Raw genomic sequence first — 25325 nt, 5'->3', positions numbered from 1 at the left:
CTCAAGTTCATAGCTATTGCACATATACTATACTTCATTTCTACTGGTATACCATCTACTCCATTTATAAAATCTATTATGTATTAAATACCAAAATACATCTTCTCCCTATTATTCTGCCATAGCTGGAAATTCATAGACTATCTTTAACAACATTTCAGTGAAAATTAATGTCTTCTTAGCATCGTCCTCACTTACAATACAAATTTCATGAGTAGCTTCATTTCCTATCTTTCTTATTTGGTTCACCCATTTTTTAGAATTAGGCAATATATAATTCTTTTTATCAAGCCATTCAACATAAAATATAAATGTCTTATTTTCTTCAGCACCTAAATGTACTGCTACATTCATTAGTAACTTTCTGCAACATAAAGCTACTGATGTAAATGCATTTACACTAAATGAATTTCGAGCTTCTTCATATAAATTTTCAACATCTTTATTATTAATATGTAATACATCATTCCCAGCTTTGGACATTGGATACTGTCTATTGTCTTTATCAAAATAAGTTGGATTGCCACAACTAGGACATACATATATGCTTATTTCAACCTCTTTTTCTGGACTAGTACGATAAATACCTTCATAACCTTTTTCACTTCCTACATAGCAACCACAATATCCACAAGTGTAGTTTTTACCTAACAATTCATTGTCTATTCCTTCCCAAAAATTCATCGTCTTCACCTCCAAATACTTAAATTTTTCTTATTTCAGTATCAGAATATAAATCATCTTTACTTCCTTTAATTTCTACTATTTTTAAATTTACCAAATTCATTATTCTCCAAAGTATAAACCAATCTTTTACACGCATTTCATCTTCAAACAAAGATTCTGCAACAACTTCAATTAAGGGTTTCCATTTATCACTAATATTTTTTAGTATATATTTATCAAAATAAGTTTCTTCAACACTTTTAATTTCTTTTCCTATCAATGCTCTAAAAATAGTATTTTCTTTAACTAATACATCCCATTTATTTTTAATTTCTAGCTTTTCATTAAATTCAATTTCTGATGCCTTGTTTAAAAAGAAATAAGTATCTTCTGGAGACATTTCACTAGTAAACGAATATTTCATTATACCCTCTTCTATCTTTTTTTCATCTATTAATGCAATTTTTATGTTTTTATCTTGAAACTTACTCACTATATAATATACGCCACATAAATCCCTTGAGTTATTTGCACACCATATTATTATATCTCTATGTTTTACCAAGCTTCTATCCTCTAATAAATTGGGCTTGAATAATAGTTTAGGATTATTTTCAAAATCAGCTCTAACTTTAAAAATATCTTTTCTTAATTCATAATTATTTACATCTGAAATATAACCTATTGATAAATCATCTTCAAATACTACAATTTTATTATGTGGTATTAACTTTAGCTTCATTGCTTCTTTTAATATATAATAACAAACATCATCAAAACATATGTATGCCATGCAACTCACCTCTCTGTACAATTAATAATTTATTTTATTATAATATATAAACTGTATTTGTTAAACAATCCTAGATTATTATAGTATTATTTATAAAATTAGTTGATATATTTTTATTCACGCTTTTCATAATATAAGTATGAAATAAACTCTATAATAATATACATCATGCTTAGAATTGCAGTTGGAATAAAAATAAACATATACAATATATTTTCTGTTAAATAATAAAATAAAAAGCTACATATACTAATAATTGTTGTAATCCAAAACATAATATTTCCACTCTTAGCTTCACTTTTTAACTTTATAAGACGATTTCTTTCATCCATAGATTCAATCCTATCTTCTTGTGTAGCTTTTTTAGAAAATGCCCGAATAAGAGTTATAATCCCAAATAATAAAATTATTATAGAAAATACAACATGCTTAATTTGCAGTGTTAGCCAATCTTCAGGATATATAATGTCTTTTGTTAAACTACATATTCCTAATATTGTAGCCAAAACACCAAAGGTAAAACCTTTTTTATTATAAATTTTCATATTGTTTATCCTCCAACTCTTTATTTTCTTTAAGATAGCATAAATCTTCTACTGTTGTGCCAAATACCTCTGAAATACGATAAGCAAGCATGAGCGAAGGAGCATACTGTTCTTTTTCTATAGAAATAATTGTTCTCTCGCTCACATAAACTAAATCAGCAAGTTGTCGTTGTGTCATTCCAATGGAAATTCTTAATATTTTAATTTTAGTTTTCATTGAATACTCCTTTTATAATATTAAGTTCACTTTATATAAATAAGTACTAATATAAAAGCTGTTTCAGGAAGATTAGGCATGCAGATATAAAAATAAATATGAATAGATATTATTACTTATTAGAAGAAATGGACAAAGAAGCATGTGAAAATATAAGTAAAATATTATTCAAATAATGGTCAGCTAAATGCCATTTTAAGTTCTTTTTTTATTAGTCAGTTAAATATCAGCAATATAGATAATAAAATCTACTTATAAAACACTTGAATTTACTATTATTTAATAAAATCTATAATTATTTACTATTTGCTGTTGACATTAGTACTATACCATAGTTTATCATTTATACTAGAAATAAAATTATTAATTAATAGTTGAATATTTTTATAATAGATTTACAAGGAGTGGTAATAAATGGATACCAAAATATCTATAAACGAAAACATGAGCCTAGGTAAGAGATTTTTTAAATACCTAGCACCATCTGTAGTTGCAATGTGGGTTTTCTCATTATATACAATGGTTGATGGAATATTTGTAAGTAAAGGAGTTGGTGAATTAGCTTTAGCTGCTGTAAACATATCAATGCCATTTATTAATTTTATATTTGCAGTTTCTCTGTTATTTTCAACTGGTGCATCTACTATAATTGCAATTTATCTTGGCAAAAAAGATATTAAGTCTGCAAATGAAGTCTTTTCATTCAACTTAGTATCAATAATTATATTATCTATAATTATTTTAGCTATAACTTTTTTTAATTTAGACAGATTAGCATTATTTTTAGGAGCCACAGAATCTACAATTGGTATGGTTAAAGATTATCTAGGAATAATAATATTTTTTAATGGCTTCTTTATAGTATCTTACTCTCTAGAAGTTATAATAAAAACTGATGGATTCCCAATATTAGCTACTGTTGGTGTAATAATATCTGCTCTTACAAACATCGTACTTGATTACTTATTTGTAATTGAATTTGGATGGGGTGTAAAAGGTGCTGGCATCGCGACAGGTCTATCTCAAGTCTTTTCTACTGTTTTTTTCTTGATACATTTTTTAAGAAAAAACTCAACTTTGAATTTCTCAAAATTTAAAGTCGATTTCAAAACACTTAGAAAAATTATATTTATAGGCTTCCCAGATTCGACTACTGAATTAAGTTGTGGTATAGTTGTCTTGCTTTTTAACTTGAGTCTTACTAAATATATTGGTGAAAGTGCTCTTATCTATTACAGTGTTATAAATTATATAAATACATTGGTACTTATGACTATGATGGGTATAACTCAGGGTATGCAACCTCTTACTAGTTTTTATTACGGTGCAGGGAATATAGATAACGTAAAAAAATTATTAAAGATGGGGATAAAAGCCACAATAATAGCATCAATTGCTGTATTTGCAACTTGTATGGCTTTTTCAGGACCAATAGTTTCTTTATTCATACACCCAGAGGAAACCGTACTATTCAATGAAGGAATTCGTGTATTTAAAATATTCTCTATATCTTTCTTACTTGTAGGAATTAACGTAATAATTTCTGGATTCTTTGTTTCAGTAGAAAAACCATCAATTTCTACTGTTATATCCCTTGGTAGAGGACTTGTAATAGTTGTTCTAAGTCTAATTTCAATGATACTAATATTTGGCGGTCAAGGAATATGGATGACTACTATTGTTTCAGAATTTATATGCCTTATTTTATCAATAGTTTTCCTAAAAAAGAATTATTCTACATTAGACTCTAATCTAAATAAGGTTGCTTAAAGAATATTATGTAAAATATATAAAATAAAAAATACCTATTATACAATCTTGCAAAAATTAGACCTTTGCAAAAACTAGGATTATATAATAGGTATTTTATTTATGTAATTATTTTATTTCTAAATATCCATAACCATCTTTTGTTGAAGTTCCTTTCACTTCATACTCTACAGGCTTTTTAAATATTGGACCATCCACTACAAATGTATGATATTCACCATGTTCTCCACATGGGTCAGCACCTGCATCTTTTATCTTTTTTACAAGCTCTCTAGTCAATTTTTCTCCTAAGAATTCCTCTCCTAGATACTTTAAGTTTACTTTTGTTACAACACTGCAAAATCCACTTTCTATAAATTCATATACTAAATTTTCTCTACTCTCTTGCCACAATGGTAAACTTACTTTCATACCAACTGCATCACATCTATCAGAATCCCATTTTCTATGACTTTCTATGTCTATATCTCCATATGCACATATTGTTGCTCCCATATTTTTAGCTTTTATTAAAGCTCTCTCAAAACTCTCTTCATATCCTTCTACTCCACACTCAGCAACTAATAAAGGTAATCCTATATTGCTACTTACCTGTTTAAGCATATTATATTCTAAATTATGTGTCCATGATTTCCCATGTTCTTCACTTATAGTTGTCAAGAGTGCCACAGGCTTATATCCTTTTTTCAACATTCGATTTAATGCTAATATACTATCTTTACCACCACTAAATGACATTACAAATTTTTCATCAGCCAATTCTAACACCTCTTTCATCTAACTTTGTTTTGTTACCATAATTATACCAAATATCTGAGTTGTATAGCAAATTATATAGTACTTTAAATTACTAATTTACTATAAAAAATGTTCCCAATATTAAAAGCATAACACCTATATACTTGTATAAATGCATTGTTTCTTGTCCTAAAATCACGCTATCAATAAAAAAACCAACTAGAACTTGAGATACAAGAGTTAATATAAGTGTATTTGATACGCCTAAATTTGGAATTGCTTTTACTGTAAAATATATTATTAGCCCACCAAATACTCCCCCTAGTAATAACTTATAGTTAAAACCATTTATAGACACCAAACACTTTAAATCACCTGTAACTATTATACTTGCCAAAAAAAATATTGCCCCTACAGTTAAGCTTATAAATGTTGCAACTAACGCTGTTGTACTTTTACCTAGTTCTCCATTTATAAAGGCTTCAAGAGCAGTAGACCCACCTGCTAATAATGCAAATATTATTGCCCATAATTTTGTCATGGACAAACCTCCTCCTATATAATTCTATTAATAAAAGTTTATGATACAACCTATCAATTAATTACTAAGTACAGTTTAATTTTTATACTTGGTGACTTTATTTGAATATAAATTTCTGTTATAATTGTTCTATTGATTTTGGAGGTGATTTTATGTACACAAATTTTAATATCGATTTTAATAACTTTAATAAAAAAGAAAATGCTACTAAGTTTATGTTAATGGGAGTATTACTCATCGTATTAGGAGTATTATGCCTTACATTTAAGACATTAGGGATAAAACTAATTTCTTGGACTTTTGGTATTGCTCTTTTATTCTTTGCATATTTAAATCTAAAAAATATCAATGAATTAAAAAGATATGCTACTAAAGAAGAAATTAAGCCATCTACTAATGTTCAATGGATTCTAATAATTGCATGTATATTACTTTTTATATTTCCGCAAAAAATACAAAGTATATTTTCATTATTTTTAGGATTTTATTTAATATTTAATCAATTGGTGGCACTTGTAAATAGTAAAAACAATCCATATTCTAAATTTACAACTTGGAATATAATTAAGACTCTATTTGGCATATGTCTTATACTGTCTCCACTTTTTCTATCTAGATTTATAGTATCAATAATGTCTTTTTTCATAATATTATTTGGACTAATTCTATTCTTTTCTGGAAATAATGCAAGAAAATATTAAATATTTTCTTGCATTATTTTCATATAATTTAAAATAGAATTTGTTTAAGTTATATATTTATGGTAATATGTTTTTTGTACAAGTCCAGTGTACAATTTTATTAGAAATAGGTGATTACTTTGGATAAATTTAAATATGCTTTTGATAATAAAAGGTATCATACTTGGAATTATTATCTTAGAAATACTTTTGGTGAAAAAGTTTTTAAGGTATCAATAAACGCAGGATTTACTTGCCCAAACATTGATGGAAGTATTGGCTATGGTGGATGTACCTATTGTAGCAAGGAAGGTTCTGGTGACTTTGCTGGTAACCCTAAAGATAATCTTATCAGTCAATTTTATAATATAAGAGAAATGATGTTAAAAAAATGGCCTCATGCAAAATATATTGGTTACTTTCAAGCCTATACAAATACGTATGCTCCTCTTGAAATTTTAAAAGAAAAGTATGAAACCATATTAGAACTAGATGATGTCATAGGTCTTTCAATATCAACAAGACCTGACTGTTTGCCAGATGATGTTGTAGAATACTTATCTGAACTAAATAAAAGAACTAACTTATGGGTTGAGCTTGGCCTTCAAACGATTCATGATTCCACATCTAAAATTATAAATAGAGGTCATGATTATAAATCGTTTGTAGAAGGTGTTGAAAAACTAAAAGCTAAAAATATAAAGGTTGTTGTACACATTATAAACGGTCTTCCTGGCGAAGATTATAATATGATGATGGAAACTGCAAAAGCTGTTGGTAAAATGGGTGTAGATGGCATAAAAATCCATCTATTACATGTTATAAAAGACACTCCTATGGAAAAAATGCTACAAAATGGCATGCTAACTCTTATGGAACAAGATGAATATATAAATCTAGTATGTGACCAATTAGAAATACTTCCCAAAACTATGATAATCCATAGACTTACTGGTGATGGCAAAAGAGATGAACTAGTTGGCCCTTTATGGAGTCTAAAGAAATGGGAAATTTTAAATCAAATTGATGATACCTTGAAAGCTCGAAATTCTTATCAAGGTTGCAAGTTTTTTTAATTATGCATATGTATTGCACATAAAACAGTATCAAAATAATAATAACTATAGAAAGAGTTATGTAAACATGATTCTCTCTATAGTTATTTAGTATTTATAAAACAAGATATTAATTTGTATATTTTATAGTATATAATAAAAAATTTAATTTATATTTCTAAATTAACTACAATTACCTATGATTTTATGTAACATTATTAATTTCAATGTTTTTAAATCTCAATACCTTTAAACCTCTAATTCTAAATACTTTCTGTTTCTTCAATCTGCTTTAACTTGTTGGATTTACAAAACATTTTTATTCCATCATAAGAAAGATTAAGTGCTACTACTGCTGATATTAGCATCAACATCACTCCAAATAACTTCCATAAAGAAAAATTTTCTCCTAATATAGTACAACCGATTATTACAGAACCAACTAGCTCTACTGATGCCACAACACCTGCAACAGATAACTCTACTCCCTTAGATATACCTGCTGCATAAAAAATATATGCCAGTGCAGCTGGTACAACACCTAACATTAACATACAAGATAAAATATTTAAATCTTTAGCATAATACAATATCTCCCAAGGTCTAGCAGATGGAATCATAAAGATAGCTCCAAATAAGAAACTGTATACTAATATTGTCGAACTTGAGAATTCTTTCAAGGCATTTTTACTAATAGTTGGCATAAGTGCATATGCTATTGCTGATAATATACCAAGTAAAAGTCCAAAAGCACTTAAATCTTGAAAATCTAAACTTCCACCAGTCACTGCCATAACTGCACCCATAAAGCAAAAAATAAGTGAAAGTACTTTACTTCTAGTAATGCTCTCTTTATAACAGATTTTTGAAAATACTGCTAAAAATAATGGTGAAGTATATAATAAAACTGCTGCTACTGATACACCTACCGTTTCAATTGCTTTAAAATAACATAAGTTAAACATAGCTTGACATATAATACCTATTATTATTGAATATATGATTCCCTTTTTACTTATTTTTAAAATATGTGGTGTTCTTATAGAAGAATATACTCCCAAAACTATAAACCCAAAAAACAACCTTGTAAATGCTACCTGTTCTGATGTCAATCCATTTCCCATTAAAAACTTTCCAAATAAACCAAGTGTAGCCCATAATATTCCTGCTGTCGCTATAAATACATACCCTTTACTTTTTTCTCCCATTTTAAAATCCCCTCTAATTTTATTTAAGTCAATGCACATCGTTTTTGTTAAGCAAAAATTATGCCATTTTAATCCAATATGTGTCGACACCAAAAACCTAGTATTTTCAATAATACTGATAAATTTTCAATTTTTTCATATTTGTTTCATATACATTTTAAGTTGATTTAGACTTGTTTTAATTGTAAAATAAGTTATATATAACTTATTTAAAGTTAAAATAGACTGAAACTTATATATTATATAAATATTAAATTTTAATTATATTTAACAAATTAAACCTATTTTAATATATCATTAAAATTTTAGGAGGACAACGGAAAAATGAATTTTGAATTAGATTTGGAATTTTACCAAAAGATATTGGAGGCTTCTCATGACGAAATATGTGCCTCTGATAATAAAGGAATAATAATATATTGTAATAAAGCATTTGAGGAAAATTACGGTCTAAAAAAAGAAGATATTTTAGGAAAAAACGTTTCTTTTTTAGAAGAATCTGGATATTCAACAAAAAGCCCCATACCAGTTGTATTAAAAACAAAGTCTAAATTTTCACTAGAACAAGATACTCAAACAGGAAAAAAACTCATTATAACTGCTACCCCTGTATTTGATGAAAATGGAAACTTAGAATTTACTGTTGAGAATTGTAGAGACATAACTGAACTTAATAATATAAAGAATAAACTTGAAGATACAAGAAAACAAGTAAAAAAATATAAGTCTGAAGTAGAAACATTATATAGAACTGCTCTTAGAATTGAAGATACTGTAATTATGGATGGTCTAGTTATGAGACCTATCATAAATACAGTAAATCATGTTTCTAAAACAGACGTAAGTGTTCTTCTCTTGGGAGAGTCAGGAACAGGAAAAAGTTCACTTGCTAGATATATACATCACAATAGCAATAGAGCTAATGGTCCATTTATAACTATAAATTGTGCTACTATATCTCCACAACTCCTTGAATCTGAACTTTTTGGATATACTTCAGGTGCTTTTACAGGTGCAAGTACCAGGGGTAAGGTTGGACTTGTAGAATTAGCTGATGGAGGTACTCTTTTCCTAGATGAAATAGGAGATATACCACAAAATTTACAAGCAAAATTTTTACAATTAATACAAGATAAAACTTTTACCCCAGTTGGAAGTTTAAAAAACAAAAAAGTTGATATAAGGATTATATCTGCTACAAATGCTGATTTAATTTCAAAAGTAAAGGAAAAAAAGTTTAGAGAAGATTTGTATTATAGATTAAACGTTATAGAAATAAAATTACCCCCTCTTAGAGAAAGAAAAGATAATCTCGTAGAAATTATAAAATATTATTTTAATAGGTATTCAAGTGACTTTAATTTAAATAAAACTATTTCTAAAGAGGCTATAAATATTATTGCAAACTATAGATTCCCAGGTAATATAAGAGAATTACAAAATATAATTCAAAAAATCTTACTTACCTGCACAAACAATCATATAACAGTAAATGATTTACCAAATATACTTACAAAAAATGTAACTATTGACAATAATGAAAATAAATTGAATATATCTCAAATTAACGAAGATATAGTATCTGATTTAACATCCATTAATTGTAAGAATAAAAATCTTGACACACTAATTATGGAATATGAAAAAAATATAATTTTGGATAGTTATGAAAAATTTGGCAGCTCTTATAAAGTAGCCAAACACCTTGAAATTTCTCAATCTAAAGCTAGTAGGTTAATTAGAAAGTATACTAATACTTAATTTTAAATTTGATAAACAAAAACTTAACACTATTTACATATTGTAAATTTGGCCATTTACTGGTATTATGAATATGGTTGAAATTATTTAAATAAATATGATTGACTTAGTTTCATATATTTACCATTAAACTTTTATCATAAATATCATATCATAATAATATATTTAATAAGTCTAACAAACTATACGAGGTGTAAATATGTTAATGAATACTCATTTTATTATGGCAAAATCAATACTTGATAATATAGATGAAAATAAAACATTCTTTATAAGTGAAAAAAACTTTATATATGGTAATATAAAGCCAGATGCTTTTTCTAAATATAAATTAAAAAAACATTATTTAGATGAATCATTTAATATGGTTGTTTCCAAAATAAACTATTTGTGTAGTCTTACTATAGATAGTCTTTCTAAATATTTCTCAGTAAGCAGACTTAGCCAAGAGCTAGGAGTTATATGTCACTTTCTATGCGATTTTTTCTGTGTAGCTCATAGTGAACGTTGGGAATTTAAACATAGTCTAAATAAACATGTTACTTATGAAAGAGAACTTGGAGCATTTGCAAAAGATGTTGATTTGTCTAAAATTAAAGGTACTAGTATAAATAACGGTTTTGAAAAATTTTTTACTAAGCTTTACAATGAATATAAAAAGAAAACTGATTATATGAATGATTTAAAGTTTTCAGCTTATACTTGTAATAGTGTTATAAATTATATATTGGATGCTATTTTATCTAATACAATAAAATCATATCATATAGCAAATTGTGGTTAATTTAAGAACTTTTGAACTTATAATTAAGTATAATCAAAATGACTGCTCTATAGAATATAAAAGATAATTTTATAATTCTTTAGAACAGTCATTTTTTATATTAAGTAAACAAAATCTCTAAAATTAATTACTTAATATATTTGTAGGAAAATATATTCCATTAAATTTTTATTAACTATATAAATCTTGTATCTAACTATTTATCGCCATTATAACATCAATAGCATTTTTCACACTATCCACTATATAATTTGCACTTTGTTTTACTTCTTCCCTCGCTTTGGACATTGCAAAACTGTATTTAAATCCTTCCAACATGCAAATATCATTTGGAGAATCTCCAATAGTAGCAACCTCATCTGGACTTACATTTAAAGTTTTTATTACATGTTCTATACTTCCTCTTTTTGATACACTTTTAGGTACTATATTTAAAGTATAAGTTCCAGAAAAATATATTTCTAATACATCACTGAACTCACTTTTTAGATACAATTCTATTCTAGATAACTCTTCTAAATTTTCAGAGCATACCCCTATATTTCCTATAAGGTTATCAAAACTACTTCTTTTCTCAAAGTCAGGGTCAACTATGAAATCACTAGAATAGTGTCTAAAAGCAGTTGTATCACTACCCACGATTACATCACCTTTATACTTAAAGTACAATTGTGCATCACTTGACTCAAATCTATCAATAACTTTTTTCACTAAATTATCGTCTATAGTTCTTTTAAAAATTACATTATAATCTTTATCATGTATAAATGAGCCATTTTCACATATATAATATCCATTCATATCTAAATTGTCTTTAATAATATTACGAGCCTGTTTAAATATTCTACCTGTAGCAACATTAAACTGCACACCCTTTTTTTCTACTTCTTCAATTGCTGATATATCCTCTTCTGTTATAGTTCCATTTTCGTATAGAGTTCCATCTAAATCACAAAATATATGTTTTATCATAAATTAAAAGCCTCCAAAAATGATTTTATATTATACCAATGCTTTAAATATATCCAATATAATAATAATTTAAAGCTTTTCTAATTGTATTCTCAATTCATTAAGCAAATCTCTAGCAGCTCTTAATCTTATCTTTCTTCTATCTCCATTAAATATATTTTTTTTCACTACCGTTTTCCCATTTATATATATTGCAGTATAAACTAATCCTACAGGCTTCTCTTCAGTTCCTCCGCCAGGTCCAGCTACTCCAGTTGTAGATATGCCTATATTAGCTCCTAGCCCTTTAGCAACGCCCTCAGCCATTTCTATTGCTGTTTGCTCACTTACTGCTCCAAATTCTTCTAAAGTTTCTCTTTTTACTCCTAATCTTTTCATTTTAGCCTCATTAGAATATGTTACACAACCTTCAAGAAACACAGAAGATATTCCTGAATAATTTATAAGAGATGAAGAAACTAAACCTCCAGTACAAGATTCAGCTACTGCTATTGTTAAGTTTTTTTCTACAAGAAGTTTAGCAACAGCATCTTCTAATGCAGTCTCTCCTTCAGACACTGAAATATCACCTTCAGTATATACATATTTACCAACTCTATTTTTTATTTCTTCTTCCACTGGTTTTATTAATTCAAAAGCATCCTTTTCATTTTTAGCTTTTGCAGTTATTCTTATTGTAACTTCTAACTCCTTTGCATACAAAGCAACTGTTGGATTGGTTTGTTCATTGATTATATCGAGAATTTCTAATTCCAGATTTGACTCCCCTATTCCATATAGTCTTAAAGTCTTGGATACTAGCATTTCATTTGTAAATTGTTGTAAGTAAGGTTTGACACTCTCATTAAACATAGCTTTCATTTCTCTTGGTGGTCCAGGTAATACTATTATACTTTTATCATTTTTCTTTAGAATTGCTCCTGGAGCTGTACCATTATTATTTTTTAGTACTATAGCATCTTTTGGAAAGTATACTTGTTTCATATTGTTTTCAGCCATTTTTCTTCCTGTTTTAACGAAGAAAGATTCCAAAACTTCTAATGATGGTTTATGTAATTCTAGTTCCTGACCAAAGTATTCTGCTGCAGTTTCTTTTGTCATATCATCACCAGTTGGTCCAAGACCACCTGTAGTAATTACTAAATCACTTCTCTTTAAACTTTCATCAAAACATTCTAAAAGTCTTTGCTTATTGTCTCCAACTGTACTCTGATGGTATACTTCTATTCCCAATGATGCAAGCTCTTTAGCCAAAAATTGAGAATTTGTATTTACTATATCACCTAATAATATTTCTGTTCCTACACTTATTATTTCAGCTTTCAAAATTTATCACTCCTTGATTTTATAGCCATTAAGACTAGTCTTAAGTTCATAACAATAATTTTAGCAAAAATAATAACATAAATAAAGTTAAAAAATCATTTAAATATATCTTTAAATTAGATTATTACTCTAAAACCACACATGATACAAACTTCATATATAGTGGTACTTTCATCATCAACTCTTAATTCATATAATTAAGTAAGTAAATAAAAAATTTAATTTAAAATAATAAAAATCAAAATAGGAGTGTATAATATGAAAATAGCAGTTATAATGGGTGGAATATCATCAGAGAGAGAAGTTTCTTTAAACTCAGGAAAAGAGATATATAATAATCTTGATAAAAATAAATATGATGTTGTAAAAGTAATAATAGATGATAAAAAAGATATATTTACAAAAATACCAGAAGATGTAGATTTTGCAATACTTGCCCTACATGGTAAGTTTGGAGAAGATGGATGTATTCAATCAATACTTGAAACTATGGATATACCATATTCTGGATGTGGACCTCTTTGCAGTGGAATGTGTATGGATAAAAATATAACTAAAAAAATGCTTAGAGATTCAAATCTTCCTACTGCTCCATGGGCTTTAGTAAAATCAGTTGATGAAATAGACTATGATGAAATAGATAAGATAGGTTATCCAGTATTTATAAAACCAAATTCAGGAGGTTCAAGTGTAGCCACATTCTTTATTCATTCTAAAGATGAAGTTGAGGATGCAGTTCGCAAAGGACTAGAAGTTGATGAATTTGTAATGATTGAAAAGTATATACCAGGTGGAGAATATACTTCATTTATACTAAATGGAGAAGTATTCCCTACAATATCTATAAAATCCGATTCAGGCTTCTTTGATTATGAAGCTAAATACTCAGTTGAAAAAGGAGCAAAAGAAGAAGTTGTTTATTTAGAAGATGAACTTCAAAAAAGAGTAAATGAAATTTCTGAGACTTGTTGGAAAATTTTTAATTGCAAAGCATATGTAAGAGTTGATATGATTATAAGTGAAGGTATTCCATATGTTCTTGAACTAAATACTCTTCCTGGCATGACTCAAACTAGTTTAATTCCTAGAAGTGCATCTGCTAGAGGTATTAAGTATAGTGAGCTATTAGATAAACTTATAGAATACTCTTTAAATTAGATAAAATAATTTGAGGTGGTAATTTGATATTTTCAAATCTAAAATTAAATGATAATGAACCAATTTATATACAAATTAAAAATTATATAAGTGATATGATATCAAAAGGATTAATTCCAGACAATAGTAAGCTCCCTTCTACAAGGGAGCTTAGTCAGCTTTTACAAGTTAGTCGAAATTCTATAGTCTTAACCTATGAAGAATTAAAATCTGAAGGACTAATCTACTCTATTTCCGGAAAAGGTACATTTGTTAAATCAAAGAATAAATCTTCAAATACTACATGGTCTTTGAACTGGGACTGTTTAGAGAATACATACTCCAAAAAAGCTAATGAATTGGATATTATAAAAAGTGAGATTCCTTGGAGCTCTGACTTAATCTCATTTAAAAGTATCTCTCCAGATGGAGATTTATTTGATATGGAAGAATTCAAAAAATCTTTTCTAAATAGAATATCGTTAGAAGGTCACAAATTGCTCAATTATGGATATGCACAGGGTTACAAACCCCTTATTGATTATTTACTAAAATACATGACAAACAAGGGTGTTGATATTAATAACAAAGATATACTAATAACAAATGGATTTACAGAAGGCTTTGACATTATTATGTCATCTTTTACTCAAGAAAAAGATTACATAATATGTGAGAATCCTACTCATAATACTGCTATAAAAATTATGAAATCACATAATCTTAATATCTTAGGTGTAGACATACATGAAGATGGTTTGGATTTTAATATGCTAGAGAAACGCTTAATTGAGTACAAAAATAAAATAAAATTTGCATATATTACACCTTCTTATCATAATCCTACAGGGATTGTAATGACTCCTGAAAATAGATACAAATTCTATAATCTTATGAAAAAGTATAACATAGCAATTATAGAAGATGGTTTTAATGAAGAATTGCTCTACAATAGTTCTCATATATTTCCTATCTGCTCTCTTGACAATATGAATAATGGAGTTGTATATATTGGCAGTTTCTCAAAAATTTTATTTCCTGGAATGAGAATTGGATGGATATTTGCAGATAAAAAAGTAATCGATAAATTAGAAAGTGTTAAAAGATGCAGAAATATACATGTATCATTTTTGGACCAAGGAATTTTATTTGACTATTTGAGCAATGGTGCTTTTGAAAAATATGTTAAAAAAATACGTAAATTCTATGGAGATAAATTTAACTTTGCATATGAATGTATAAAAAAATATATAAACACAGAATACATCTTAGGTGATGGTGGTTTGCATATATTTATAAAATTAAAAAACATAGATACTAGAAAACTATTGGAAAAATGTTATGAAAAAAATGTTATATTTATGCCTGGAGATTTATTCTTTACAGACGATTCTGGTTATGACACTTTAAGACTTGGATTTTCTAGATTATCTTTCAAAGACATTGAAATTGGAATAAAAATAATTGGAGAAACTATAGATGAAATGTCCTAGGTTAACTAAATATTGTTAGCCTAGTTTATTTTTATGATGTATAATATATATAGTTTATATGAATCTAACACTGGGGGATAATATGAGTAAAAAGTCAAAACGAAAAAAGATTAATAAATTAAAACTAACAATTGTAATAACTGTATTATTTCTTGCCTTATTATCTATATATGAGATACTTTTCTCTAATCCTAACAAAAAAGATAACATAAACAGCCAAGAAACTATGCAAAATAAAAACAATACAACAGATGATTCTAAAAATAATCAAAGCTCTAGTAAAAAGCAGGAAGACAACAATATCAAACCTACTTTTTCATATTCTTCAATACCAGATAATATAAAAAACAAGATGATTGGTAAATCTATGCCTTCTGATGAACCTATAAGCTTTGATAGCCTATCTTATTTAAAGCTTACATACTATGGATTTGATGAAAAGACTCATCAAGGAGAAATGATAGTAAATAGTGAACTAGCTCCAGAAATTGTTGATATTTTTAAGGAATTATACGAAAAAAAATATCCAATTGAAAAAATCAAACTAATAGATGATTATGATGCTGTAGATGAAAAATCTATGTCTGATAATAATACCTCATCATTTTGTTATAGAACTGTAGCTGGTACAAGTGTCGTTTCAAACCATGGTAAAGGACGTGCTATAGATATAAATCCATTACAGAATCCTCAAGTTTCTGGAGATAATGTTAGTCCTAAAGTAAGCACAGTCTATGCTGATAGGTCTACTTCGAAATTTGGAATGATAAAAAAAGGTGATGATTGTTATAATGCTTTTGTAAGCAGAGGTTGGAGTTGGGGTGGATATTGGAAAAACCCAGACTATCAACATTTTGAAAAATAATAGATTAGAAATAAAGGTGAATTATATGAATTTAATGACATTGGAAAACATAAGTAAAAGTTATTCCGAAAAAAAATTACTTGAAAGTATATCTCTTGGAATCAATGATGGTGAAAAAATAGGACTTATTGGTGTAAATGGAACTGGTAAATCTACTTTACTTAAGATTATTGCAGGAGTTGAAGAAAGCGAAACTGGTAATATAACAAAAACTAATGGTATTAGAATAGAGTATCTACCTCAAAACCCAACTTATAATGAAAATTCAACTGTACTTGAACAAGTATTTAATGGGACTTCAGAGGAATTAAAACTACTTGGTGAATATCAAGAAATTTTGGAAAGACTTAATTCGAACTTTACAGATGAATTGAATAAAAAATTATTATCAATACACGAAAAAATAGATGCTTTAAATCTTTGGGATTTGGAAAGTGAAGCCAAGTCAGTACTTACGAAACTTGGTATAAATGACTTTAATCAAAAAATAGCAGAACTTTCTGGAGGTCAAAGAAAGAGAGTTTCTTTAGCATCAGCCCTTATTACTCCTTGTGAGCTTTTGATACTGGATGAGCCTACTAATCATCTAGATAATGATACTATAGATTGGCTTGAGGAATATCTCAATTCAAGAAAAGGTTCACTACTTATGATAACTCATGATAGATACTTTTTGGACCGTGTTACGAATAGAATCATTGAACTAGATAAAGGTAGATTATTTAGTTATGATGGTAATTATTCAATATTTCTAGAAAAGAAAATGGAAAGACTTGCACTAGAAGCAAGTATTGAAGATAAAAGACAAAATTTAATTAGAACAGAACTTGCTTGGGTTAGACGAGGAGCTCAAGCTCGTAGTACAAAACAAAAAGCTCGTTTACAAAGATTCGATGAACTTACAAACAGGGAAACTTTCAAGCCTGATGAAAATCTTGATATATCAGTTGCATCAAGCAGGCTTGGAAATAAAATAATAGAAATACACAATATATCCAAAGCTTTTGAAGGTACTACAGTTATAGATAACTTAGAATATACTTTAGCTCGTACTGATAGAATTGGTATAATAGGAAAAAATGGTATGGGTAAATCAACCCTTATAAACATACTTAATGGAGAAATAGAACCTGATAGTGGATATATTTCAATTGGAGAGACAGTTAAAATAGGTTGTTTTTCTCAAGATGACTCTCATATGAACATTGATATGAGAGCTATAGACTATGTAAAAGAAGCTAGTGATTATATAGAGACTTCAGATGGTACTAGAATTACAGCTTCTCAGATGTGTGAAAGATTCCTTTTTAATGGTACCATGCAGTATACTTTGATAGGTAAATTATCTGGTGGTGAAAGAAGAAGACTTCACCTTCTTAGAATCCTTATGACGGCTCCTAATGTACTTCTGTTGGATGAACCTACAAATGACTTAGATATTGAGACACTTAAAATCTTAGAAGAATATCTTGATGAATTTAGAGGTGTAGTAATTACAGTATCGCATGATAGATATTTCTTAGATAGAATTTGTAATAAAATCTTTGCATATGAAGGAAACGGAAAAATCCATGTATATACAGGTAATTACAGTGATTATCTTATATATAGAGAAATTCAAGGAATTGAGTTTGAAGAGTCTAAAAAGGAGTCAATAAAAAAAGACGATTCTACTACTTCAAAAAAAGAAAAACCTAAAAATGATAAAAAACTCAAATTCTCATATAATGAACAAAGAGAATTTGAAAATATTGAATCTGATATAGAAAAACTTGAATCTAAAATTTCAACTCTTGATGAAAGTACTTCAAAATTTTCAACTGACTTTACTAAGCTTCAAGAAATTTTAGATGAAAAGTCAAGACTAGAAAAGGAACTTGAACATAAATATGAGAGATGGGAGTATTTAAATAATCTAGCTGATGAAATAGCTAATAATAAATAATTATATGTTAATATTAAGTTTAATAATTTCTAATTTAAATTTACAGGTTTTAAATATATTTTCATAATTTTAACACTAAAAAAGAGGCTTATCTCCATTTTGAGACAGCCTCTTTTATAATTATCTTCTAACTTTTACATTCCGATATATCCTATAATAAGCTTCCTTATATTTATATATCCAGTCTTTCAACATAGTGACAATTAACTTCAATATGATTTAAAAAAACTAACAATCTTTCATAAAGTGGATAAGATTCTTCTCCATATTTAGCTTCTAGGTTCTCGCCTATCGCTCTAACAGTCCTTTGACCATCAATCTGTAAAAATACGAAACTAGAATATTCATCTAGTTCTATTTTTTTATATTTAGGTATCCTAGCTTTTAACTTTCTAAAAAACTTTTGGATTTTATGGTCCTGTTTTTCAAGTATCGTTACAATACTATTTTCATCTACTTCATATTCAAGTCCACTAGTAATTTTAAATACAATATCTAAAACATCATTACTCTTGCTCATTATTTTTTACTTTAGATAAAACAATAGGTAATGCTGTAAGTACAACTAAAACTACCAATAAAGCAATTGCCATTGAATTTGTTGCGGCAAATCCACTTGGTACTTTTGGAGTTATAACTCCAGTTACTTGTAATATTATACCTATTAAACCAATGATAGAACCACCAGCAACAAGACCAGAAGATAAACTTATACCATTAGAAACTTTAACTTCTTTTTCTTTTTCAGTTTTAGATACCAATTCAACAAATAAACGGATTAATGCTCCAACTAATATTATAGAAGTAGTTGCTATTGGTAAATAGAATCCTATAGCTATAGTCATTATTGGTAAATTTAATGCATATAAAACAATTGCCATAAATACTCCAACAATAATCATAACCCAAGGTAAACTACCTGACATAATACCAGAAGTTAATGTTGACATTAAGTTAGCTTGTGGTAATGCAAATTGAACATTATCACCAGTTGCTTTAAGTTGGTCAGAAAGTAATAAAATTACTCCAACAACAACTATAACACCAACTATACTTGCAATTGTAAAGTAACGTTGCATTTCATTTTTGCTACCACCAATGATATAAGTTACTTTTTGAGATTGAGTATAACCTCCAGCTATAGCAATAGCAACAACTATAAATGAACCAAATAAAAGTAATGATTTATTAGCTTCTAAATCAGTCCAGCCCATTACAACAAATACTAATGTTACAATAACTAGAGAAGCAATAGTCATACCAGAAACTGGAAGGTTTGATGTTCCGATTGTTCCTGTTAAACGTCCTGCCACTATAACAAATAATAAAGATAATAAAAGAGATATGATAGCTCCAATAATTGCCATAGCAATATTACCAGAAATTAAGAACGCTGCTAGGAATCCAACAACTACTCCACCTAATAAAAGTATCATTTGTATAGATGAACCTTCTTCTCCTTCTCCAGTACTTGATTTAGCTTTAAGTGTTTCTTTTATAGAAGCGATTATAGTTGGTATAAGTTTTATTGCACCAATAATACCACCACAAAGCATCATACCAGCACCTATATATTTTACATAACTACTAGATATAGCTCCAACATCCATTTGGTTAAGAGGCATTGCAGGATTATTCCATACCATAGCTCCATCTCTAGCCATATCTGTAAAGTATCCTATTAAAGGTGCGATACCAAAGTTTGATAATATACTTCCTGCAAACATTGTTAAAGAAACTTCAAGTCCTACTATAAATCCTATTCCTAAAAGTAGAGGATTTACTTCGATATCAAATTTCCATTTGTAGAACTTACTTCCTACAAGACTCATTACATTGTTTGCTACATTTAAGAATGAACCAGTTAATACAGTAATAAATCCACTTATTACAAATCCTATTCCCATGTACTTAATTGAATCTCCACCAGCTTCTGAAGCAACAAGTGTCTCAGATATAGCCATTGATTCTGGGTACATAAGTTTACCATGTTCTTCAACTATTAGATAGTTGTGAACTATAGCAGCAACTCCTATACCAAATAAAACTCCACCAACTCCAACAGCTAAGCCTTCTAAAAATGTAATTTGGCTTCCAATTAATATAACTGCTGGTAATACGAAAATGAATCCACTTGCAACAGATTCTCCACCACTTGACATACCTTGGATTAAGTTCTTACCAAGAATACCCTTTTGACGAGCAAATGCTCCAACAAAAGCAGAACCTATTATAGCTCCTGGAATACCAGCTGCAACAGTAAGACCAGCCTTCATTCCAGAATAAGTTGTAGATGCGGCAAAAATGGCAGCTAAAATGATACCGATAATCAGTACAGCTACATTTCCACCGGTTCTGGACTTATCTGTGATGTAAGGAACGTAATCTTTTCCACTAACCTCACCATAAGCACCCTTAGGTAATTTTTTGTTCATAAAATTTTCACCCCTTTTCAGTTTGTATATATTATAACATATATACATATAAAACTTAACTTTTTATTATTTTACAAATAGCGAGTTAAAGTTACTAAAATTTAACCCCATATTATTATTTTCTATTTTTAGATATTTTTATGCTAATATTCTTTTTATTTTTCAATTATACTAAAAAGCATTAAGATAAAAAATAAAAAAAATTTTTAATATAAAATTAAATTTGTTAAAAAAACACTTTAAAACACGCAAAAGTATAAAAAATACAATAATCATTCCCATAAACAAATTTTCATCACAGTAAAAATGTACAGAAAATTCTTTCTTTTGTGTAAATTGATTCATTCTAAAAAACAGGTGTCATAAAGAAATTTCTGCAATAACTTTACAACACCTGTCATAATAAAAAATCACTCTGGTAGTGCTTTTTTATTTACTTTTCCGATTGGTGTAACTGGTATTTTATCTATCCTCATTATTATTGTTGGAATCATATATGGAGGTAGATGCTCGTTTAAATATTCTCTAACTGCTCTTTCATTTACCTTATCACTATCTTTATCATCAATAACATAATAGGCACATATATACATATCTCCATCATCATTTGTCCTTGATATACAAACAACACTTTTAATTTCTGCAATATTGTTTATTATATTTTCAATCTCATATAGCTCTATCCTAAACTCATCAATTTTTACTTGATTATCCATTCTTCCAATATAATCTAAATTTCCATCATCTAACCATCTTACTAAGTCACCAGTCCTATACATTAACTTATTATATTCACAAGTTTTATAAGGATTTTCTACAAATACTTGCTCTGTTAACCCTTTTTTATTTAAATAACCTCTTGATATTTGAATCCCTGATAGACATAACTCTCCTGGAACTCCAATTGGACATAGTTTATTCTTTTTATCCAATACATACGCATAAGTATTAAATATAGGTTTACCTATTGGTATTTTTCCGTATTCCTTATCTACATGGAAAGAAGTTGATACAACAGTAAATTCTGTTGGCCCATACTCATTATACAACTCATAGTTACGTTTTCTATACCCTTTTAGTCTTTCTCCCCCAGTCTGTACAACTCTAAGTGAACTATTATTACAATTTTGTATAAACAATTTTGCAAATGCTGTTGGTAATGCTAAAATAGTTATATCATTTTCCTCACAATATTCATTTACTGTATATTCATCAAATTTAGCTTCTTCAGGCATAATATTTATTGATGCACCTATAAGCAAATATGGAAATAACTGTTTCATTACAGCATCAAAGCTAAAGCTTAAGTATATACCACATATATCATCTTCTGTAGCATTTATTACTTTTACACTATAATAGCACATATTTACTAGACTTTTATGCTCTATGGCTATAGTCTTTGGCCTACCAGTTGAACCTGATGTAGATATTGTATATGCACAGTTTGATGGTGTTATTTCTGCAGTCAACTCATATCCTATTTTGAATATATTTTCATTATTTATATCAAGTACTATAGTATTTTCATTTACAACTTTGCATCTAAGTTCATCTGTAGTTATCACTACTTTTGCATTACTATCTTCAAGAAGATAATTTAATCTTTCCTCTGGATTGCTTGTATCTATTGGAAAAAAAGCTCCACCTGATTTCATAATCCCTATTGCTGTAATAATTATATTAATATCTCTTGGTAACATTACAGCTACTATATCTTCACTTTTTACTCCGATATGATTTAAATAACCTGCAAGTTTATCAGTTAACTCATCTAATTCTCTATATGTTAAATTTCTATTTTCATCTCTAACTGCTATATTATCAGGTGTTATTTTAGCTTGTTCACTAAATAAATCAATGTAGTTTTTATCATATGGAACTTTATATTGATTATTATTGAAGTCTTCTAATAATACTTTTTCTTCTTTCTTACAGACAAATTCTAAATCCTCTATTAAAATATCGTTATCTTTTATTATTTGTTCTATTATATAATCAAATTGATTCAGTATTCTTCTAATAGTCTCTCTTTTGTATATAGAAGGCTTATATTTTATTTTTATTTTAAGTGCCCTCTTTGTATATACTATTACAGATAAATCATATCCTTTTTTTTCTATGTCATAGTCATATGATAAGTCAAAACTTTTAGCTACAAATATGGTATTTATAAGTTTAGTATTTAGATGATTTTTATTCTCTATATCAGATAACAAATAATATCCATATTCTAAAGACCTACTCCATTGTCTTTTTAACTTTCTTACAACATCTATAAATTTCTCACTTTGTCTTACTTTAACTCTTATTGGAATTATATTTATTGTTTTTCCAAAGACTACATCATCCTCATATATATACTTTTGAAGTATAAGACCATATATAGTTTCTATGATAGAACTTATGCTGATATTATTATTTTTAGAATACCGAATTAATCTTTCATGTTTCTCAATATTCATCTTAAAAACTTCATCTACTACTTCATCAGAACAGTCTTTATAAAAAAAATCATTTGGAATTTTTGCTATATTTGTATAATCATCTAACAAATCCATCCAATAATTCATAGCTCGTTCTAAATTAACTTCATACATATCAAAATTCCCCCTTACTACTAAATCTATAGAAAAATTCTTTTGGAATTTTATTTTCGCGATACAGAAATATATCAATAATACATATGCAAGCTCTAAACACATGAGCTTGCATAAAATTATACTTATTATAACTGCTAAATTCTTAATATTTTCAATGTTTAAAATATATTATAACACATATATGATTTTATTTTTCTACATTTATATAATATATAAATTATAAATAGTTATTTAATTAATATATAACAATACCTTTTAGAATATGATATATTATATTAATTAAAATTTTTTAAGATAAGTTATTTTTATTGGAAGGAGCTATATAAATGAATATTTACGCTCATAGAGGTTTTAGTGGAAAATATCCAGAAAATACTATTTTAGCTTTTAAAAAATGTTTGGATATGGACATATATGGAATAGAACTTGATGTTCATAAGACTAAAGACGGAAAAATTGTAGTTATTCATGATGAAAAAGTTGATAGAACTTTTAATGGACATGGATTTGTAAAAGACCTTACTTTAAAAAAACTAAAGACTCTAAATTCATCTTTTGAAGGATATCAAAACAACAAAGAATGTAAAATTCCAACTTTAGAAGAAGTATTAATTTTAATTTCACCTACAGACCTTATTTTAAATATAGAACTAAAAACTGACAAGGTTAACTATCCTAATATAGAAAAAGATGTTTTGGGACTTATTTTAAAATACAATATGAAAAATCGAGTTCTTATATCTAGTTTTAATGGCAATAGCTTGAAAAACTTTCATAAATTAGACCCTAGTGTAAAAACGGCATTATTGTGTTATTTACCTATAAACAATGTAGTCAATTTTGCTAAATTTCTAGGTAATAGTTACCTTCATGCACCTTTAATTTTAGTAAATGAATCTCTTGTTGAACTTTGCCATACAAACTTACTTGGTATCAATGTATATACTGTAAATGAAGAGGATGATATGCTACATTGTCTAAAGCTCAATGTAGATGGCATTTTTACTAACTATCCAAATATAGCTTCAAATCTTTTAAGTTCAAAACAATATAGTTAACCTTACAATATTTGTACTCCTTGACTTTTATATAATTAATATGTACAATTTTATTAAATTTATCTCGGAGGTATAGCTATGGATAACTTATTAAATGAACTTGAAGCTTTAAAAAATAATTTAGATAATCTACCAATAGAAAAAATAGAAAATTATGATTTGAGTAAAACTGCTTTATTTATAATTGATGTCAATAATGGTTTTGCAAAACAAGGAGCTTTATACTCTCCTAGAGTAGAGTCTTTAATAAAACCAATTGAAGCATTTACAAAAAAAATAGCAAATAAATTAAATCGAATAATAGCATTTACTGACTCCCATACTTCTAAGTCTATAGAGCTTTTGAGTTATCCTGTTCACTGTTTGGAAAATGATATAGAAAGTGAATTGGTTGATGAGCTTAAATCAATAAATAATCTACTAATTCTTCCTAAAAATTCTACTAATGGATTTTTTGCATTAGAACGTTTAGATTTTGATGATATAGACAACATAATTATAGTTGGTGATTGTACAGATATATGTATATATCAATTTGCAATAACTCTAAAAGCCTATTTTAATCAATATAATATTGAAAAAAATATAGTTGTACCTATGAATTTGGTAGATACTTATGATATCCCAAATGTTCACTCTGCAGAACTTTTAAACTTAGTATTCTTTAATAGTATGATTCAAAATGGTATCAAAGTATTAAAAGAAATACATTAATAACCCAATTATTTTATAC

The 25325-nt window shown here is 27.6% G+C and carries 23 protein-coding genes; 11 read left to right on the top strand and 12 right to left on the bottom strand.

Annotated elements, in window-relative coordinates:
• Positions 1–111: 111 nt before the first annotated feature.
• From Q3287_RS01160 to Q3287_RS01145, 4 genes are all read right to left on the bottom strand, one after another.
• The gene (locus tag Q3287_RS01160; protein WP_054276380.1) at positions 112–684 is read right to left on the bottom strand and encodes a DUF4145 domain-containing protein; all 573 of its coding nucleotides are present in this window, start codon (positions 682–684) and stop codon (positions 112–114) included.
• A 19-nt stretch (positions 685–703) separates the two neighbouring features.
• Positions 704–1459: a DUF1835 domain-containing protein gene (locus Q3287_RS01155; RefSeq protein ID WP_054276379.1), complete on the bottom strand. Its 756-nt coding sequence runs from the start codon at positions 1457–1459 to the stop codon at positions 704–706.
• Between the two features lie 113 nt (positions 1460–1572).
• Positions 1573–2004, bottom strand: coding sequence for a hypothetical protein (locus Q3287_RS01150; protein ID WP_054276378.1), 432 nt, complete (start codon positions 2002–2004; stop codon positions 1573–1575).
• The gene (locus Q3287_RS01145; protein WP_054269899.1) at positions 1991–2221 is read right to left on the bottom strand and encodes a helix-turn-helix transcriptional regulator; all 231 of its coding nucleotides are present in this window, start codon (positions 2219–2221) and stop codon (positions 1991–1993) included. The genes Q3287_RS01150 and Q3287_RS01145 overlap by 14 nt, the downstream gene beginning before the upstream one ends.
• Positions 2222–2635: 414 nt before the next feature.
• Here Q3287_RS01145 and Q3287_RS01140 point away from each other — a divergent pair, with 414 nt between their 5' ends.
• Positions 2636–3991 carry an MATE family efflux transporter gene (locus Q3287_RS01140; RefSeq protein WP_407811824.1) on the top strand — a complete coding sequence of 452 codons (1356 nt, stop codon included), beginning with the start codon at positions 2636–2638 and terminating at the stop codon, positions 3989–3991.
• Between the two features lie 108 nt (positions 3992–4099).
• On the opposite strand, the gene Q3287_RS01135 is transcribed toward Q3287_RS01140, so the two are convergent.
• Both Q3287_RS01135 and Q3287_RS01130 read right to left on the bottom strand, forming a co-directional pair.
• On the bottom strand, positions 4100–4768 hold the full coding sequence (locus tag Q3287_RS01135) for a diphthine--ammonia ligase (protein WP_054269897.1): 669 nt from the start codon (positions 4766–4768) through the stop codon (positions 4100–4102).
• Positions 4769–4841: 73 nt separating this feature from the next.
• Positions 4842–5270 carry a DMT family transporter gene (locus tag Q3287_RS01130; protein ID WP_054276376.1) on the bottom strand — a complete coding sequence of 143 codons (429 nt, stop codon included), beginning with the start codon at positions 5268–5270 and terminating at the stop codon, positions 4842–4844.
• 152 nt (positions 5271–5422) lie between these two features.
• Between Q3287_RS01130 and Q3287_RS01125 the strand changes: the two genes are divergently transcribed.
• Together Q3287_RS01125 and Q3287_RS01120 are read left to right on the top strand one after the other, a co-directional pair.
• Positions 5423–5971, top strand: coding sequence for a DUF308 domain-containing protein (locus Q3287_RS01125; RefSeq protein ID WP_054269896.1), 549 nt, complete (start codon positions 5423–5425; stop codon positions 5969–5971).
• 119 nt (positions 5972–6090) lie between these two features.
• Positions 6091–7026 carry a TIGR01212 family radical SAM protein gene (locus Q3287_RS01120; protein ID WP_407963367.1) on the top strand — a complete coding sequence of 312 codons (936 nt, stop codon included), beginning with the start codon at positions 6091–6093 and terminating at the stop codon, positions 7024–7026.
• A 242-nt stretch (positions 7027–7268) separates the two neighbouring features.
• Here Q3287_RS01120 and Q3287_RS01115 read toward each other — a convergent pair whose 3' ends face one another.
• Positions 7269–8213 carry a DMT family transporter gene (locus Q3287_RS01115; protein WP_407963366.1) on the bottom strand — a complete coding sequence of 315 codons (945 nt, stop codon included), beginning with the start codon at positions 8211–8213 and terminating at the stop codon, positions 7269–7271.
• 324 nt (positions 8214–8537) lie between these two features.
• Here Q3287_RS01115 and Q3287_RS01110 point away from each other — a divergent pair, with 324 nt between their 5' ends.
• The gene (locus Q3287_RS01110) at positions 8538–9974 is read left to right on the top strand and encodes a sigma-54-dependent Fis family transcriptional regulator (protein WP_054269893.1); all 1437 of its coding nucleotides are present in this window, start codon (positions 8538–8540) and stop codon (positions 9972–9974) included.
• A gap of 199 nt (positions 9975–10173) precedes the next feature.
• The gene (locus Q3287_RS01105; protein WP_054269892.1) at positions 10174–10758 is read left to right on the top strand and encodes a zinc dependent phospholipase C family protein; all 585 of its coding nucleotides are present in this window, start codon (positions 10174–10176) and stop codon (positions 10756–10758) included.
• 192 nt (positions 10759–10950) lie between these two features.
• Here Q3287_RS01105 and Q3287_RS01100 read toward each other — a convergent pair whose 3' ends face one another.
• Both Q3287_RS01100 and Q3287_RS01095 read right to left on the bottom strand, forming a co-directional pair.
• Positions 10951–11730: an HAD family hydrolase gene (locus Q3287_RS01100; protein ID WP_407813584.1), complete on the bottom strand. Its 780-nt coding sequence runs from the start codon at positions 11728–11730 to the stop codon at positions 10951–10953.
• Positions 11731–11799: 69 nt separating this feature from the next.
• Positions 11800–13056 carry a competence/damage-inducible protein A gene (locus Q3287_RS01095; RefSeq protein WP_407963365.1) on the bottom strand — a complete coding sequence of 419 codons (1257 nt, stop codon included), beginning with the start codon at positions 13054–13056 and terminating at the stop codon, positions 11800–11802.
• Positions 13057–13314: 258 nt separating this feature from the next.
• On the opposite strand from Q3287_RS01095, the gene Q3287_RS01090 reads away from it, so the two are divergent.
• From Q3287_RS01090 to Q3287_RS01075, 4 genes are all read left to right on the top strand, one after another.
• Positions 13315–14214 carry a D-alanine--D-alanine ligase gene (locus Q3287_RS01090; protein WP_054269889.1) on the top strand — a complete coding sequence of 300 codons (900 nt, stop codon included), beginning with the start codon at positions 13315–13317 and terminating at the stop codon, positions 14212–14214.
• A 23-nt stretch (positions 14215–14237) separates the two neighbouring features.
• Positions 14238–15686, top strand: a complete 1449-nt coding sequence (gene ddlR / locus Q3287_RS01085; RefSeq protein WP_054269888.1) for a transcriptional regulator DdlR — start codon at positions 14238–14240, stop codon at positions 15684–15686.
• An 82-nt stretch (positions 15687–15768) separates the two neighbouring features.
• Positions 15769–16551, top strand: a complete 783-nt coding sequence (locus Q3287_RS01080; RefSeq protein ID WP_407963364.1) for a M15 family metallopeptidase — start codon at positions 15769–15771, stop codon at positions 16549–16551.
• A gap of 25 nt (positions 16552–16576) precedes the next feature.
• Entirely contained in the window at positions 16577–18496 is a 1920-nt protein-coding gene (locus tag Q3287_RS01075) for an ATP-binding cassette domain-containing protein (RefSeq protein ID WP_407963408.1), read from the top strand.
• 172 nt (positions 18497–18668) lie between these two features.
• Here Q3287_RS01075 and Q3287_RS01070 read toward each other — a convergent pair whose 3' ends face one another.
• The 3 genes from Q3287_RS01070 to Q3287_RS01060 form a co-directional block, all read right to left on the bottom strand.
• On the bottom strand, positions 18669–19016 hold the full coding sequence (locus Q3287_RS01070) for a PqqD family protein (RefSeq protein ID WP_054269886.1): 348 nt from the start codon (positions 19014–19016) through the stop codon (positions 18669–18671).
• Positions 19003–20931, bottom strand: a complete 1929-nt coding sequence (locus Q3287_RS01065; protein ID WP_054276369.1) for an OPT family oligopeptide transporter — start codon at positions 20929–20931, stop codon at positions 19003–19005. The genes Q3287_RS01070 and Q3287_RS01065 overlap by 14 nt, the downstream gene beginning before the upstream one ends.
• A gap of 410 nt (positions 20932–21341) precedes the next feature.
• Positions 21342–23531: an amino acid adenylation domain-containing protein gene (locus Q3287_RS01060; RefSeq protein WP_407963363.1), complete on the bottom strand. Its 2190-nt coding sequence runs from the start codon at positions 23529–23531 to the stop codon at positions 21342–21344.
• Positions 23532–23860: 329 nt separating this feature from the next.
• Here Q3287_RS01060 and Q3287_RS01055 point away from each other — a divergent pair, with 329 nt between their 5' ends.
• Together Q3287_RS01055 and Q3287_RS01050 are read left to right on the top strand one after the other, a co-directional pair.
• Positions 23861–24592 carry a glycerophosphodiester phosphodiesterase gene (locus tag Q3287_RS01055; RefSeq protein ID WP_054269883.1) on the top strand — a complete coding sequence of 244 codons (732 nt, stop codon included), beginning with the start codon at positions 23861–23863 and terminating at the stop codon, positions 24590–24592.
• Positions 24593–24670: 78 nt separating this feature from the next.
• Positions 24671–25306, top strand: coding sequence for an isochorismatase family protein (locus tag Q3287_RS01050; RefSeq protein ID WP_407963362.1), 636 nt, complete (start codon positions 24671–24673; stop codon positions 25304–25306).
• Positions 25307–25325: the final 19 nt, after the last annotated feature.

This window comes from Clostridioides sp. GD02404, assembly GCF_045898275.1.
GTDB lineage: Bacteria > Bacillota > Clostridia > Peptostreptococcales > Peptostreptococcaceae > Clostridioides > Clostridioides difficile_A.
Note: the sequence above shows the minus strand (reverse complement) of the source record. Positions and strands in the feature narration are given on the sequence as shown.